This window comes from Microbispora bryophytorum (assembly GCF_006874465.1).
GTDB classification, from domain to species: Bacteria; Actinomycetota; Actinomycetes; order Streptosporangiales; family Streptosporangiaceae; genus Microbispora; species Microbispora bryophytorum.
In genome coordinates this window covers 118,477-133,726 of the sequence record NZ_VIRL01000006.1, presented here as the reverse complement: position 1 = coordinate 133,726, position 15,250 = coordinate 118,477, and the positions used below count along the sequence as shown (strand labels likewise).

General features: G+C 72.6%; 12 protein-coding genes. 10 read left to right on the top strand and 2 right to left on the bottom strand.

Annotated features, from left to right (window positions below):
* Positions 1-13: 13 nt before the first annotated feature.
* From FLX07_RS14335 to FLX07_RS14305, 7 genes are all read left to right on the top strand, one after another.
* Positions 14-1,420, top strand: coding sequence for a serine/threonine-protein kinase (locus tag FLX07_RS14335; protein ID WP_142571265.1), 1,407 nt, complete (start codon positions 14-16; stop codon positions 1,418-1,420).
* A 161-nt stretch (positions 1,421-1,581) separates the two neighbouring features.
* Complete coding sequence (locus FLX07_RS14330; RefSeq protein WP_142571264.1) at positions 1,582-2,973, top strand: class II fumarate hydratase; 1,392 nt, start codon at positions 1,582-1,584, stop codon at positions 2,971-2,973.
* Between the two features lie 67 nt (positions 2,974-3,040).
* On the top strand, positions 3,041-3,826 hold the full coding sequence (locus tag FLX07_RS14325; RefSeq protein ID WP_142571263.1) for a 3-hydroxybutyrate dehydrogenase: 786 nt from the start codon (positions 3,041-3,043) through the stop codon (positions 3,824-3,826).
* Positions 3,811-5,739, top strand: a complete 1,929-nt coding sequence (locus FLX07_RS14320) for a helix-turn-helix domain-containing protein (protein ID WP_142571262.1) — start codon at positions 3,811-3,813, stop codon at positions 5,737-5,739. The genes FLX07_RS14325 and FLX07_RS14320 overlap by 16 nt, the downstream gene beginning before the upstream one ends.
* Positions 5,740-5,815: 76 nt before the next feature.
* Positions 5,816-7,153: an MFS transporter gene (locus FLX07_RS14315; RefSeq protein ID WP_142571261.1), complete on the top strand. Its 1,338-nt coding sequence runs from the start codon at positions 5,816-5,818 to the stop codon at positions 7,151-7,153.
* Complete coding sequence (locus FLX07_RS14310) at positions 7,153-8,520, top strand: 3-hydroxybutyrate oligomer hydrolase family protein (RefSeq protein WP_142571260.1); 1,368 nt, start codon at positions 7,153-7,155, stop codon at positions 8,518-8,520. The genes FLX07_RS14315 and FLX07_RS14310 overlap by 1 nt, the downstream gene beginning before the upstream one ends.
* Positions 8,517-9,551 (top strand): alpha/beta fold hydrolase, encoded by a 1,035-nt coding sequence (locus FLX07_RS14305; RefSeq protein ID WP_142571259.1) that lies wholly within the window; start codon positions 8,517-8,519, stop codon positions 9,549-9,551. Before FLX07_RS14310 ends, FLX07_RS14305 begins: the two co-directional genes overlap by 4 nt.
* A 17-nt stretch (positions 9,552-9,568) precedes the next feature.
* Here the strand turns inward: FLX07_RS14305 and FLX07_RS14300 are convergent, their stop codons facing one another.
* Together FLX07_RS14300 and FLX07_RS14295 are read right to left on the bottom strand one after the other, a co-directional pair.
* On the bottom strand, positions 9,569-11,518 hold the full coding sequence (locus tag FLX07_RS14300; protein WP_142571258.1) for a glycosyltransferase family 2 protein: 1,950 nt from the start codon (positions 11,516-11,518) through the stop codon (positions 9,569-9,571).
* A 95-nt stretch (positions 11,519-11,613) separates the two neighbouring features.
* On the bottom strand, positions 11,614-12,324 hold the full coding sequence (locus FLX07_RS14295; protein WP_142571257.1) for an aggregation-promoting factor C-terminal-like domain-containing protein: 711 nt from the start codon (positions 12,322-12,324) through the stop codon (positions 11,614-11,616).
* A gap of 252 nt (positions 12,325-12,576) precedes the next feature.
* Between FLX07_RS14295 and FLX07_RS14290 the strand changes: the two genes are divergently transcribed.
* From FLX07_RS14290 to FLX07_RS14280, 3 genes are read left to right on the top strand one after another with little or no spacing between them, the layout of a single operon-like run.
* Positions 12,577-13,251, top strand: a complete 675-nt coding sequence (locus tag FLX07_RS14290; protein WP_142571256.1) for a response regulator transcription factor — start codon at positions 12,577-12,579, stop codon at positions 13,249-13,251.
* A complete protein-coding gene (locus FLX07_RS14285) occupies positions 13,248-14,693 on the top strand; it encodes a sensor histidine kinase (RefSeq protein WP_142571255.1) in 1,446 nt (481 codons plus the stop codon). Before FLX07_RS14290 ends, FLX07_RS14285 begins: the two co-directional genes overlap by 4 nt.
* The gene (locus tag FLX07_RS14280) at positions 14,690-15,247 is read left to right on the top strand and encodes a hypothetical protein (RefSeq protein ID WP_142571254.1); all 558 of its coding nucleotides are present in this window, start codon (positions 14,690-14,692) and stop codon (positions 15,245-15,247) included. The genes FLX07_RS14285 and FLX07_RS14280 overlap by 4 nt, the downstream gene beginning before the upstream one ends.
* Positions 15,248-15,250: the final 3 nt, after the last annotated feature.

The following is a 15,250-nucleotide window of genomic DNA, read 5'->3' as shown; positions in this document are numbered from 1 at the left end:
TATCTTTCTATATATGCCGGAACAGCACCCTCGGCCGCTCGCCGACCGCTACGAGCTGCGCACCCGCATCGGCCGGGGAACCATGGGCACCGTCTGGCGGGCGTACGACCGGTCGCTGGGCCGCGAGATCGCGGTCAAGGAGATTCGCCAGGACCCCTCGCTCAGCCCCCGGCAACGCCAGGAGCTGCGCGAACGCATGATGCGCGAGGGCCGCATGGCGGCGCGCGTCAGCCATCCCTCCGTCGCCACCATCCACGACGTGATCGTGTCCGACGGCATCCCGTGGATCGTCATGGAGCTCGTCGAAGGCCGCTCGCTGGAACAGGTGATCGACGAGGAGGGGCCGCTGCCGCCGCGCCTGGTCGCGGAGATCGGCTACGACCTGCTCGGCGCGCTGCGGGCGGCCCACGCCCGGGACATCCTGCACCGCGACGTCAAACCGGCGAACGTGCTGCTGACCGAGACGGGCAGAGTGGTGCTGACCGACTTCGGCATCGCCAAGGCGCTGGGCGACCACGCGCTCACCCAGACCGGCATGGTGATCGGCTCGCCGGGATACACCGCTCCGGAGCGGGCCCGGGGCGAATACACCGGCCCCGAGTCCGACCTGTGGTCGCTCGGCGCGACGCTGTACTTCGCCGTCGAGGGGCGACCGGCCTATGAGCGCTCGACCGTCGGCGAGACGCTGGCCGCGTTGATGACGGAGGAGGCCGACCCGCCCACCCAGGCCGGGCCGTTGCGGCAGGTCCTGGACGGGCTCCTGGTGAAGGACCACACCGCGCGCCTCACGCCGGAGCGCGCCGCCGCGATGCTACGCCTGATCGCCGACACCCCCACGGGCTCCATTCCCGTGGTGCCCCCGGCACCGGCGCCGCCCCCACCCCCGCCCGCCCCGGCTCCTGGAGGGAACATGGCCGGACGGAACATGGCCGGAGACGACGAGGACGACGCGAACCGCACCATGATCGTCCCCCGCCCCGCGGGCGGCCTCCGCCTGCCGTCCCCGCCCCCTGGTGGCTCCCGGAACGGCGCTCCAGGCCGGCCCGAGCACGTCTCCGAAGCCGCGGACAGGCACAGCACCACGGTGCCCGGCAGACTGCCCGGACGGGGACCGGCGGCGCCCCCGCCACCCGGCCCCGTCGCCGGCGACCGTCCCCCGCCCGTCATGCCGGGGCCTCCGGCCGCCCCGCCGCACCCCGGTGCCCCACCGCACCCCGCCGCCCCACCTCACCCCGGCTCCCTCCCGCCCGGCGACCACGTGCCGGGAAGGCCGCCCAGCCTGGGCACCGACCTGTTCGCGATGCGCGACCCGGCCGGTCCGGACGCCAAGACGCAGGTCCGGGTGCTCGTGACGATGGGAATCGCGCTCGTCGGCGTCCTCGCGCTGATCCTCCTGGCTGTCTTCATCTTCGCCAAATGAGGGATCAGCTACGCCGATGCCGACCGCCTGCCCGGACAGGAGAGCAAGGTCGCGAAGGCCCTCGCCGGCGCCCTGATCGAGGGCGGTGGCCGATGCTCACCGTTCAGATGGCGCGCAACCGGGCAGGAACGTGCCGTAGGAAGACCCTGAAGGACTGAGGCATGGACGAATTCCGCATCGAGCACGACTCCATGGGCGAGGTCCGGGTGCCCGCCCGTGCCAAGTGGCGGGCCCAGACGCAGCGGGCGGTGGAGAACTTCCCGGTGTCCGGCCGGGGGCTTGAGCCGGCCCACATCGCGGCGCTCGCCAGGATCAAGGCCGCCTGCGCGAAGGTCAACGCCGAGTACGGCGTGATCGACAAGGACATGGCGCAGGCGATCCAGGAGGCCGCGAGCGAGGTGGCCGACGGCGGATGGGACGAGCAGTTCCCCGTGGACGTGTTCCAGACCGGGTCGGGCACCTCGTCCAACATGAACATGAACGAGGTCGTGGCCACGCTCGCCCAGGAGCGGCTCGGGCAGCCCGTCCATCCCAACGACCACGTCAACGCCGCCCAGTCGTCCAACGACGTCTTCCCGTCCTCCATCCACGTCGCGGCGACGTTCGCCGTGGTGCACGAGCTGACGCCCGCGCTGGAGCACCTGGCGACCGCGCTGGAGGAGAAGGCGACCGAGTTCGCCGACGTGGTGAAGTCGGGCCGCACCCATCTGATGGACGCGACGCCGGTCACGCTCGGCCAGGAGTTCGGCGGCTACTCCACCCAGGTCGAGCTGGCGCTCGAACGGCTTCAGGCGGCGCTGCCACGCCTGGCCGAGCTGCCGCTGGGCGGGACGGCCGTGGGCACCGGCGTGAACGTGCCGGGTCCCGCCTGGGCGCAGGCCGTGATCGCCGAGCTGAGCCGGACGACCGGCCTGCCGTTCACCGAGGCCAGGGACCACTTCGAGGCACAGGGCGCGCGTGACGGCCTGGTCGAGCTGTCGGGCATGCTCAAAGTGATCGCCGTCTCACTCAACAAGATCGCCAACGACCTGCGCTGGATGGGGTCGGGGCCGCGCGCGGGGCTGGGTGAGATCAACCTGCCCGACCTGCAGCCGGGTTCCTCGATCATGCCGGGGAAGGTCAACCCGGTGATCCCGGAGGCCGTCACGATGGTGGCCGCGCAGGTCGTGGGCAACGACGCCGCGATCACGATGGCCGGGGCCTCCGGGTCGTTCGAGCTCAACGTGATGCTGCCGGTGATGGCCCGCAACGTGCTGGAGTCGATCCGGCTGCTGGCCAACGTGTCGCGGCTGCTCGCCGACCGGTGCGTCGGCGGGATCACCGCCAACGTGGAGCGCCTGCGCGAGTACGCCGAGTCGTCGCCCTCGATCGTCACCCCGCTCAACCGATACGTGGGGTACGAGGAGGCCGCCAGGATCGCCAAACAGGCGCTGAAGGAGCGCAAGACGATCCGGGAGGTCGTCATCGAGCGCGGCCACGTGGCGAGCGGGGCGCTGACCGAGGAGCAGCTCGACCAGGCGCTGGACGTGCTGTCCATGGCCCGCCCCACATAGGACGGCGGGCATCTATGTCTCCGGCCGCCATGTGCCGGTGAGGGCGTGGTTCCTATCGTGAGGCAGCATGAGCCTTGAAGGGCGTCTTGAAGGGCGCACGGCCCTCGTCACCGGCGCGGGGAGCGGCATCGGACGGGCGTGTGCCCGGCGCCTGGCCGCCGAGGGCGCGCACGTCGTCGTCGCCGACATCAACGCCGAGGCCGCGGGCACGGTGGCGGCCGAGATCGGCGGCACGCCGGTGGCCGTCGACCTGTCCGATCCGGATTTCCTGGTGACCTGGCGGGGCCGGCTCCCGTCCTCGCCGGACACCCGCCTCCAGGCCGACATCGTGGTCAACAACGCGGGCTTCCAGCACGTCGCCCCGATCGAGGACTTCCCACCCGAGATCTTCAGCAGGATCATGCGGGTGATGGTCGAGGCGCCGTTCCTGCTCGTGCGGGACGTGCTGCCCGGCATGTACGAGCGCGGCTGGGGCCGCGTCGTCAACATCTCCTCGGTGCACGGCCTGCGCGCCTCGCCGTTCAAGGCGGCCTACGTGACGGCCAAGCACGCGCTGGAGGGCCTGTCGAAGGTGATCGCCCTCGAAGGCGCGCCGCACGGCGTGACCTCCAACTGCGTCAACCCCGCCTACGTCCGGACGCCGCTGGTGGAGAACCAGATCGCCGACCAGGCGCGCACCCACGGGATCAGCGAGGACGAGGTGGTGGAGCAGATCATGCTCGCCCCCGCGGCGGTCAAGCGGCTGATCGAGCCGGACGAGGTGGCCGAGATGGTCGCCTACCTGTGCGGCCCGCGGGGATCGTTCGTCACCGGCGTCTCGATCCCCATCGACGGAGGATGGAGCGCGCGCTGACTCCGAAGGCCACGAGAAAGACGGACGGCGCGTACGCGTACCTCGACCTGCTCGCCCGGGAGGCGTCCGCGGTCGAGTTCGAGGGGCCGATCCTGCAGGCCAGGGCGGCCGGGGCCGACTCGGCGACGCTGGAGGAGCTGGAGCGGGCCAAGGTCGCGGCGCTGCAGGTGCGGGCCGTGCTGCGCCGGCGGGCCAAGCGGGAGGCGGAGCTGTCGGCGCTGTTCGACACCGCCAGCGACCTGGCCGGGCTGCGCGACCTCGACGCGGTACTCGAGGCCATCGTGCACCGGGCCAGGCAGTTGCTCGCGACCGACATCGCGTACATGACGCTGAACGACCCCGAGCGCGGCGACACCTACATGCGGGTGACCGACGGGTCGATCTCGGCCAGCTTCCGGCGGCTGCGGCTGCCCATGGGCGCCGGGCTGGGCGGGCTGGTGGCGCAGAGCGGCACGCCGTACAACACGGCGGACTACTTCGCCGACCCCAGGTTCCGGCACACGAACACGATCGACGTGGCCGTCCACGAGGAGGGCCTGGTGGCGATCCTCGGCGTGCCGCTGCGGCTCGGCACGCAGGTCATCGGCGTGCTGTTCGCGGCCAACCGCAGCGCCAGGCCGTTCGCGCAGGAGGAGGTGGCGCTGCTGTGCTCGCTGGCGGCGCACGCCGCCGTGGCCATCGACACCGCCCGGCTGCTGCAGGAGACCCGGGCCGCGCTGACCGAGCTGAGCGAGGCGAACACGCTGATCAGGGCGCACAGCGAGTCGATCGAGCGGGCCGCCGACGCGCACGACCGGATGACCGGCCTCGTGCTGCGCGGCGGCCTGCGTGGAGGCGGGGTCGAGGACGTCGCCGCCGTCGTCACCGAGGTGCTGGGCGGCCGCCTGACCGTGCTGGACGACGAGGGCCGCCCCCTTGTGGGCGAGTCCGGCGACCTGGACACGGGGGTCTTCGACGCCGCCCAGTCCTCGCGGGCGCTGGGCCGCACGGTCAAGCGGGGGGACGCGTACGTCGCGTCCGTGGACGTCGGTGCGGCGCCGCTGTGCACGCTGGTCCTGCGGACCGACGACCCGGTGTCCGACACCGACCAGCGGATCCTGGAGCGTGCCGCGATCGTCACGGCGCTGCTGCTGCTGTTTCGCCGGAGCGTGGCCGAGGCGGAGGGGCGGGTGCGCGGCGAGCTGCTCGACGACCTGGTCTCCCGCCCCGAGCTGCGCGGGCTGGACGACCGGGCGCGGCGGCTCGGCGTCGATCTCGACGCGCCGCACGTGCTGGTCGTGGCGCGGCACGACGGGCAGCGGGAGCGCGCCGCCTTCTGGGCGTCGTCGCAGGCGACGCTGGCGCACGGCCTGGCCACCGCCCGGGGCGACGAGGTCGTGCTGCTGCTGCCCGGCGACCGGCCCGGCGCGCTGGCCCGGCGCGTCGCGGCCGAGCTGAGCGCATCGCTCGGCCGCCCCGCGACGGCGGGGGCCGCGCCGGCCTCCGGACCCGCCTCCGGGCCGGTGGCTGCGGTGGCGTCCGCCTACTCCGAGGCCAGGCGATGCGCCGGGGCGCTGGTGGCCCTGGGCCGTACGGGGGACGGCGCGAGCGCCGAGGAGCTGGGCTTCGTCGGCCTGCTCGTGGGCGAACGGCGCGAGGTGTCCGGCTTCCTGTCCGGCGCCATCGGGCCGGTGCTCGACTATGACGCGCGCCGGGGAACCGCCCTGGTCAAGACGCTGAACGCCTACTTCGGCACGGGCGGCTCGCTGTCGCGCACGGCCGAGGCCCTGCACATCCACGTCAACACGGTGACCCAGCGGCTCGACCGCGTGGGGCAGTTGCTCGGCGAAGACTGGCAGGAGCCCGGGCGCGCCCTGGAGATCCAGCTCGCCCTGCGGCTGCACCGGCTGCGCACCCACATGCCGGACACCTGAGGTGTGTGGCGGCACCCCATAGGAGTGACCTCGGTCACTGCATACCGTTGCGGAACCCCCCATCGGAGGAGTTCCCATGGCAAACACTCCACCTGCCCGGATCGGAAAGGTCGTCGGGGCCAGCCTGATCGGCACCACCATCGAGTGGTACGACTTCTTCCTGTACGGCTCGGCCGCCGCCCTGGTGTTCAACAAGCTGTTCTTCCCCACCGAGGACGAGCTGACCGGCACGCTGCTGGCGTTCCTCACCTACGCCGTCGGCTTCGTCGCCCGTCCCCTCGGCGGCCTGGTCTTCGGCCACTACGGCGACCGGCTCGGCCGCAAGCGGCTGCTGGTCGTCAGCCTGCTCATGATGGGCGGCGCGACGTTCCTGATCGGCCTGCTGCCGACGTACGCCACCCTCGGCGCCGGCGCGCCGCTGCTGCTGACCGTGCTCCGCCTGGTGCAGGGGTTCGCCCTCGGCGGCGAGTGGGGCGGCGCGGTGCTGCTGGTCTCCGAGCACGGCGACCCCCGCCACCGCGGCTTCTGGGCGTCCTGGCCGCAGGCCGGCGCTCCCGGCGGCAACCTGATCGCCACCGGCGTGCTGGCGCTGCTGGCCGCGGTGCAGCCCGACGACGCCTTCCTCGCCTGGGGCTGGCGGATCGCGTTCCTGCTGTCCGGGGTGCTCGTGCTGATCGGCCTGTGGATCAGGCTGACGGTCGCCGAGTCGCCGCTGTTCCAGGAGGCGCTGGAGCGGCAGGAGCCCGCGCCGAAGGCCCCCATCGCCGGCGTGCTGCGCCACCACTGGCGTGACGTCCTGGTGGCGATGGGCGCCCGGATGGCGGAGAACGTCTCCTACTACGTGATCACCGCGTTCGTCCTCGTGTACGGCACGACCGCGGCGGGACTGCCCAAGGGCACCGTGCTCAACGCCGTGCTGATCGGCTCGGCGTTCCACTTCGTCACGATCCCGCTGTGGGGCGCGCTGTCGGACCGGATCGGCCGCAGGCCCGTCTACCTTCTCGGCGCTGCCGGCGTCGGCCTGTGGGCCTTCGCGTTCTTCCCGCTGATCGACACGGGGAACTTCGCCCTGGTCACCGTGGCGGTGACGGTCGGCCTGCTGCTCCACGGCGCGATGTACGGCCCGCAGGCGGCGTTCTTCTCCGAGCTGTTCGCCACCCGGATGCGCTACTCGGGTGTGTCGATCGGCTACCAGCTCGCCTCGATCGCGGCCGGCGGCGTGGCCCCGCTGATCGCCGTCGCGCTGCTCGACGCGTACGGGTCGAGCGTGCCGATCTCCGTCTACGTGGTGGCGGCGGCGATCCTCACGGTGATCGCGGTGATCGCCTCCAGAGAGACCCGCGACCGCGACCTGTCGGCCATCGAGCCGACCTCGGGCGCCACCCGGGCCGCCGCGATCGTGAAGGAGGCCTGATGAGGGCTCTCGCCGTCCTCGCGCTGGCGCTCCCCCTGGCCGTCGCCGCCCCAGCACAGGCCAGCACAGCACAGGCCAGCACAGTACAGGCCGGCACAGCACAGGCGGGCACGTGCCCGAAGGTGACCGTGCCGGGCGCGCAGAAGCAGGTGGCCGCCTGCCTCGACGACCTCACCACCAGGGGCACGCAGGCCTCCGGCCACACCGACCCGTCGGACTGGTCGGGCCTCAACTCCCCCGGAGCCGTGAACCCCGGCGGCGTGCCCGGCCTGCAGATCGACGGCTACTTCCCCGACACCTCCACCGGGAACACCAACCACGGCTGGAACCACGACGCGCAGTTCGTCATCCGGCTGCCCCAGCACTGGAACGGCGGCCTTGTCGTCGCCGGGTCGCCCGGCAACCGGGAGACCTACGCCAACGACTTCACGATCTCCGACTGGGCGCTGGCCAAGGGCTACGCGTACGCCGCGACCGACAAGGGCAACACCGGCGCCGAGTTCTACCGCGACGGCGTACGGCCCGGCGACGCGGTGGCCGAGTGGAACCGCCGGGTCAGCGAGCTGGCGGTCGCCGCCAAGACGGTCGTCCGGCAGCGGTACGGCAGGCCGGCCCGCACGACGATCGCGGCCGGTCAGTCCAACGGCGGCTACCTGGTCCGCTGGCAGATCGAGAACCGTCCCGACCTGTTCGACGGCGGCGTCGACTGGGAGGGCACGCTCTTCACCGCCGACGGACCCAACCTGCTGACGGTCCTGCCGCCCGCGCTGCGCGCGTACGCGAAGGGCGACACGGCCGGGGTCGCGGCGGCGGGCTTCGCGCCGGAGTCCGACTTCCTGTGGCCGTTCCACTACCAGTACTACTGGGATCTCACCCAGCGCCTCTACCGCGAGGAGTTCGACCCCGGCTACGACGGCGACGCCGAGGCGGGCACGCCGTTCTGCGCCTCCGGCACGCCCGGCTGCGACACCGACTACGACTACGCCTCCAGGCCCGCGGCGGTGAAGCAGGCGGTCGCGCGCGTGAGCCTCAGCGGGAAGATCAAGCGGCCGCTGGTCATCGTCCACGGCACCCTGGACACGCTGCTGCCGATCCGCGAGGATTCCGACGTCTACGCCACGATGATCGCCGACCGGCACCGCGACCGGCTGCTGCGCTACTACCGCGTCGAGGGCGGCAACCACGTCGACAGCCTCTACCCGGCCTTCCCCGACCGGCTGCGGCCCCTGCTGCCCTGCTTCCGCAGCGCGTTCACCGCGCTGGAGGCGTGGATCGCCACGGGCACGCCGCCGCCGCCGAACGCCACTCTGCCTCGCCCGGCCACGGGCGACCTCGAGAACACCTGCACCTTGGGAGCAACACCATGACCCTGCCCATATCCGCCGAGCGTGTCAGCACTCCCCGTCTGACCCTCAACGTCCTGTCGGTGCCCGGCTCGGCGGGCGACGCGGTGGTGTTCGTGCACGGCAACGTCTCCTCCAGCGCGTTCTGGCACGCGACGATGATCGCGATCGCGGCCGAGGGGTTCCGGCCGTACGCGCTCGACCTGCGCGGCTTCGGCGACTCCGACCCCGAGCCGGTGGACGCGAGCCGGGGCGTGCGCGACTACTCCGACGACCTGCTCGCGCTGCTCGATCACCCGTCGTTCGAAGATCTCGGGCCCGTGCACCTGGTGGGCTGGAGCCTCGGCGGCGGAGTCGTCATGCAGGCCATGCGCGACCGGCCCGCGGCCGTCCGCAGCGCCACGCTGGTCAACCCCGTCTCGCCGTACGGCTTCGGCGGCACCACGGGCCCGGACGGCGTGCTCACCGGCCCCGACGGCGTTGGCTCCGGCGGCGGCGCGGCCAACCCCGAGTTCGTGGCGGCGCTCCGGGCGGGCGACCGGTCGGCCGACTCCCCCGTCTCGCCACGGACCGTGCTGCGCGCCACGTACGTCGCCGCCGGAACCGACCTGGGCGAGGAGGAGGACGCGTTCGTGCAGTCGATGCTGTCCACCCGGATCGGCGAGGACCACTACCCGGGCGACTTCCTCCCCTCGGGGGCCTGGCCGGGCGTGGCCCCCGGCAAGCGGGGCGTGCTCAACACGATCGCGCCGACGAACTTCCGGATCGACGACCTGCACGAGATCGACCCGAAGCCGCCCATCCTGTGGATCAGGGGCGACCAGGACATGATCGTCTCGGACACGTCGCTGTTCGACCTCGCGCACCTGGGGGCGATCGGCGCCGTACCCGGCTGGGACGGCACGCCCGCCCAGCCCATGGTGACCCAGACGCGGACCGCGCTGGACCGCTACGGCGCCTATCGGGAGGTCGTCGTCGCGGGCGCCGGCCACGGCCCGCACCTCGACAGGCCGGCGGAGTTCCGCGCGGCGCTGCTCTCGCACCTGCGCGGATAACCAGCGCGATCCGGAGGTCAGCGGCGCTCGCGCAGGACGCGGACGACGATGCGCCGCAGCAGTGAGGGGGCCTGCGGCGACGCCCCGGCGGGCAGGAGGCGCACCTGCCCGCCGCGGCGCACCGTCAGCCCGAACAGCAGGTCCACGTCCTTCTGGTCGACCCGGAGCGCGGGCCGCCAGGATCCCGGGCCGAGGCAGTCGTCCTCGCCCATCCGGCTCACCGGCACCCGCGCGACGAGCTGCCCGGCCACCCGGCCGGGTATCCCCGGCTCGACCAGCGCGGGCACGACCATGCTGCGGCCGCGCCCGTCCTGCTCGCGCAGCACCAGCTCGGCCGGCGGCCCGCCGCTCGGCGGCACGTACGGCACGGGCACGACGACGAAGACGTGCCCCTCCTGCCTGGCCACGGTGGCCCGGGACGAGACCAGTGCGATCGACTCGGGAAACGACTTGGGCTCCACGCAGACGCCCAGCTCGCCGCGCTCGGACCAGCACGGCACGACGAGCCGCCTGGGCTCTCCGGCGAGCGCGCCCGCGCAGCTCATCGGCAGGGCGGGCCGGGCCACCCGGGTGCGGCCCGCGCGGATGCCCCGCATGCGCACGTGGACCTCCCACAGCCCGGCGGGCAGCGGCCGTCCGAGGGCCGCCGCGCCGGCGTCGAGGCGGGCCTGGCCGCTCACCCACACGCGCGCCTGGTCCCCGAGTGCCGCGCGGCCCACCGAGCAGGTGACCGGCAGGGAGTGGATCACGCCGGTCTCCACGTGGCGGACGCAGACCTCCACACGGGCCCTGCGCACCGCGTCGGTCACGTCGGCGCTCTCGTCGTCGAGCAGGCCGTCGAGCGGGCCCTCGGCCCCGGGTGGCGGGGTCCACAGCAGCCGGTCGCCCCGCTGCCGCAGCCACAGCGGGGCGCCCCCGGCCCGCAGGATCTCCACGCTCAGGTCGAGCTGCAGCACGCCCTGGTCCCAGCGCAGCTCCCGCAGGTCCGCGCTGAGCCTGGTGCCCCGGGACGCCTCCGCGAGCGCGATCAGCCCGTCGATGCGGTCCAGGCGCAGCAGCGCCGTACGGGCGCGCAGGTGTGCCGGCAGGTGAGCGTCGAGCGCGGCGGGAAAGCGGTCGAGGGTGAAGCGGCGCAGGAAGGAGAACAGGATCATCCGTTCGTCCGGTTCGGCCGCGAGGAACCGCGCGCCCGCGAGACGGCGCAGCCCTAGCGTCCGATACCAGTGGGCCTGGATGCGCTCACGCTGCGAGCCCGGCTCGGTGTAGGCGTCCACGACATCGAAGATCCCGTTGAGGCCGTCGAAGAGCGCCTCGGCGTCCGGCGTCTCCTCCTCCGCCGTGCCCGGGGAAGCCGGGCCCAGGTGGCAGCAGATCTCGTCGGCCAGCACGGCGATCACCTTCGCGGTGAGGTACGCCCTGGTCACGAACGCCTGCTCCGACAGCGGCCGGTCGGCGAAACGGAGCTGGCAGGTCTCCAGGAAGTCGCGGCTGAACAGCTTGTGCGCCGTCGGCAGCGCGAGGAGGTGGTCGCGCAGCACGTCGGCCCGGTCCCGGTCGCGGGCGAAGGCGGCCGGCGGCGGTCCCTGGTCGGCGATCCTGCCGATCAGCACGTCCGCGTCGGTCTCCACGGCTCTGTCGTACATCCGCTCCAGCGCGTGCGGCTCAAGCCTGTCGTACTGGCCGAGCAGGTAGACGTACTCGCCGCGGGCCACGGACAGGCCGACGTTGCGCCCGCGTGCGGGCGAGCCGCTGTGGTCGAGGTGCAGGACCCGCACGTTGTCGCGCTGCTCGGCGATCGCGTCGAGCCGCCTGCGGGTCCCGTCCGTCGACCCGTCGTCGGCGAACACGACCTCGTACTCGTCCGGCGGCAGCGACTGCTCCAGCACCGAACGCACGCACGCGCCGAAGGCGTCGTTCGACAGCCCGGGGTTGGACACGGGCATAACCACGCTGACCTTCACACCCATGACGCCAAGGGTGCAGTGCGACCCCCGCCGTACGCGCGGGCTTGCCGAAAGGTCGAGAAACCCTGACCAGAGTTTCGCGGATCAGACGCCGCGAACTAGTACCAGCCGGTGGACTGGGAGTGCCCCCAGGCGCCGCAGGGCGTCTTGTAGCGGCCGGCGATGTAGCCGAGCCCCCACTTGATCTGGGTGGCGGGGTTGGTCTGCCAGTCGGAGCCCGCGCTCGCCATCTTGCTGCCGGGCAGCGACTGGGGGATTCCGTAGGCGCCGCTGTAGCGGTTCATGGCCCGCTCGTTCCAGTGGCTCTCCCTGTCCCACAGCTTCTCCAGGCAGCCCCACTCGCCGCCCCAGCCGCGCGCCTCGGCCATCTGCTTGCCGAGCGCCTTGTTGCTGCCGGGGTCCGGGGTGGAGCCGGGCGGGAAGGCGGCGGGGTTGAAGCCGCCACCGCCGGGGGCCTTCTCGGCGATCTCGACCGGGTCGAGACCCTTCTTCCGATCGTCGCGGGTGCTCTGCAGCCTGTCCTTGCGCAGCGCCTGGACCGCCTGTTCCTTGAGGATGTCGGTCTCGGGGTCGGGCGCGTTCGGGTCGAGGGCGAGGAAGCTGTCCGGGCCCAGCACCTGCTTGGGCGCGTTGCCGTGCTCGACCGAGGTGCGGATCACGAAGGCCGTCCCACCCGCGAGCACGGCCACGCTGACCGAGAGGATCGCGATCCGCGCGGGCGTCAGCCGGCCCGGCCGGGTGCGGCCGTCAGCCCCCCGCCGGGGCCGGGGGGCGCGGGGGCGATCCTTCAACTGCTGACCAGAGCTCACGGCTTATGAGCTTGCCCTGTGGTGGGGGGTGCTCCGCAACCGAATCGTGGTACCTGTTTGGTGACTTCTTGACCCGACCGCCGATCACATGGACTTTCCCCAACAATGTGATTTTAGTCACACTTTACGCCACAGGGAGGGGCGTGGGTGCCCGGTACCAGCCTGCTCCCGCTTTTTGATGATGGGGTGCGAACGAGGTCACGGGACTGAGACAAATAGGGGAATTGGTGAGGTCCGCCCCATAATGACCGGGTGGCAGGCATCCTCCTGGTCGAAGACGACCCCTCGGTCCGCGCCGGACTCGAGCTCGCGCTCACCCGGCAGGGCCACTCGGTGACCGCGTACGCCACCGGCGAGGAGGCTCTCGACCACGTGCGCTCCCGCCGTCCCGAGATCGCGATCCTCGACGTCATGCTGCCCGGCATCGACGGGGTCGAGGTGTGCCGCCGCATCCGCAGGCTCGGCCCGTTGCCGATCATCCTGCTCACGGCCAGGGGCGACGACCTCGACGTGGTGGTGGGGCTGGAGGCCGGCGCGGACGACTACGTCGTGAAACCGGTCGAGCCGCGGGTCCTGGACGCCCGTATCCGCGCCATCCTGCGCCGCCTGGAGTCGGCCACGCCCGACCGCCTCACCTTCGGCGATCTCGTGATCGACCGCGGAGCCCTCAAGGTGAGCCTCGCGGGCAAGGAGATCCACCTCACCCCGACCGAGCTGCGCCTGCTGCTCGAACTGGTCCGCCACCCCGGTCAGGTGCTCAACCGCCGCTACCTCCTGCGCGCCGTCTGGGACCACACGCACGTGGCGGACTCGCGGCTGGTCGACGCGTGCGTGCAGCGCATCAGGGCCAAGATCGAACCGGCGCCCGCCGACCCCGTCTACATCCACACCGTGCGCGGCTTCGGGTACCGCTTCAGCCCGCCATGACCTGGGTGCCCACCGGGCTGCGGGCCCGGCTGGTGATCACCTTCCTGCTGGTGGCGGTCACCGCGTCCGCCATGGTGGCGGGCCTGGGATATCAGATCATCCGCCGGGGGCTCCTGGAGCACGCGGAGCGGGGCGCGGTCGCCGACGTGCGCGAGACGCTGTCCAGGATCACGCTGCCGATCGGCGCGAGCGACGTGGTCTGGCCGAGCGACACCACCGTCACCGACGAGGACCTCGGCGGGGTGGTGCAGGCGCTCGAGGCCCCGGAGCGGACCGTCATCGTGACCTACGGCGACCACCAGAGCTCCAACGCCGGCGCCAGGTTCACCATGACCGACGTGCCCGACCAGCTTCGCTGGCAGGCGGCCCGGCGGCTGGTCCACCAGAGGGTGCTGCTCAGGGACCGTCCGTGGCTGATCGTCGCCACGCAGATCCAGCGGGCCGCCCGCGACGGCGTGCTGCGCCCGACGGGCCTGACGGCCTACGTCTTCGTGCCGCTGTCGGAGGAGCAGGCCGTGCTGTCCCGCCTCAAGGCCGCCCTCGCGCAGGCCGGAGGCATCACGCTCGTCCTGGCGGTGACCCTGGCCCTGCTGTCGGCCCGGCGGGTGCTGCTGCCCGTACGGCGGCTGGGCGCCGCCGCCCGCGCCCTCGGCGCCGGTGAGCTGCAGGTCCGCCTCCCCGTACGGGGCAGGGACGAGCTGGCGGAGCTGACCGCGACGTTCAACGAGACGGCGGCGGCGCTGGAGGACACCGTCTCGGAGCTGCGGACGATGGAGTCGATGTCGCGGCGGTTCGTCGCGGACGTCTCCCACGAGCTGCGCACGCCGCTGACCGCGATGACCGCGGTGACGGACATGCTGTCGGAGGACGCCGAGGACCTTCCGGACGACGCCGGGGAGGCCGTGCGGATCGTCGTCCGTGAGATCGACAGGCTGCGGGTGCTGGTCGAGCACCTCATCGAGATCAGCCGGTTCGACGCCGGCGCCGCCACCCTCCGCCGGGAGACCGTCGACGTGGGCGACGCGCTGGCCGACTGCCTGGAGATGCGGGGCTGGGCCGACCGGGTGAAGCTCACCGTGCCCGTCGGGCTCACCTTCTCCCTGGACGCACGGAGGTTCGACGTGATCGTGGCCAACCTCGTCGGCAACGCCCTCAACCACGGCGCGCCCCCCGTGGTGGTGAGCGCGCGGGTCGCGGTCGGCGGCGAGAATCACGGAGCGCTCGAAGTGACCGTCCGCGACCACGGGAGCGGCATCCCGGAGGAGGTCCTCCCCCACGTCTTCGACCGCTTCTACAAGGCGGGCACCGACCGGGCCAGGAGCGTGGGCAGCGGTCTCGGCCTGGCCATCGCCAAGGCCAACGCCGAACTGCACGGCGGTTCGATCACGGCCGAGCGCTGCGACCCCGGCACCCTCTTCCGCGTCTGGATCCCGAAACAATGAACAGGAGACGGATCAGGCACGCGGCCGCGGCCCTGCTCGCGGGGCTGCTCATGGCGCCGGCGGCCTGCGGGGTCGCACCGAGCCGGGTGATCGACGCCGGTCCCGCGCCGGTCATCAGCGGCACCCCCACCCTGGTCACGATCTACCTGCTGCAGGACGGCCGGCTGCGGCCCACCCGGGTCGCGGCGCGCTCGCCGCACGTCAACGACGCGCTGGACGCGCTGTTCGCGGCCAGCGGGCGGACGTCGAACCGGCTGTCGACCGCGCTGACCGGGCTCACCCTGGCCCAGGTGCAGCTCGTCAGGTACGCCCCGGACGCGGGCAGCCGCAACGACCCCGACAACACCCTCAGCCTGCGCGTACGGCTGTTCGTGAGCGGCTGGAAGATCACCAGGACCGCCATGGCCCAGATCACCTGCACGGCACGGCTGCGCCCGGAGATCTGGGCCGTGGAGATCGCTCACGCCACTCCCGACAGGAACGGACCCCTGAAGGTCCACACCTGCCGGGAGTTCTGGGATCTGGCCCCCAAGGACGGCCATCTCCCCCCGTGACGT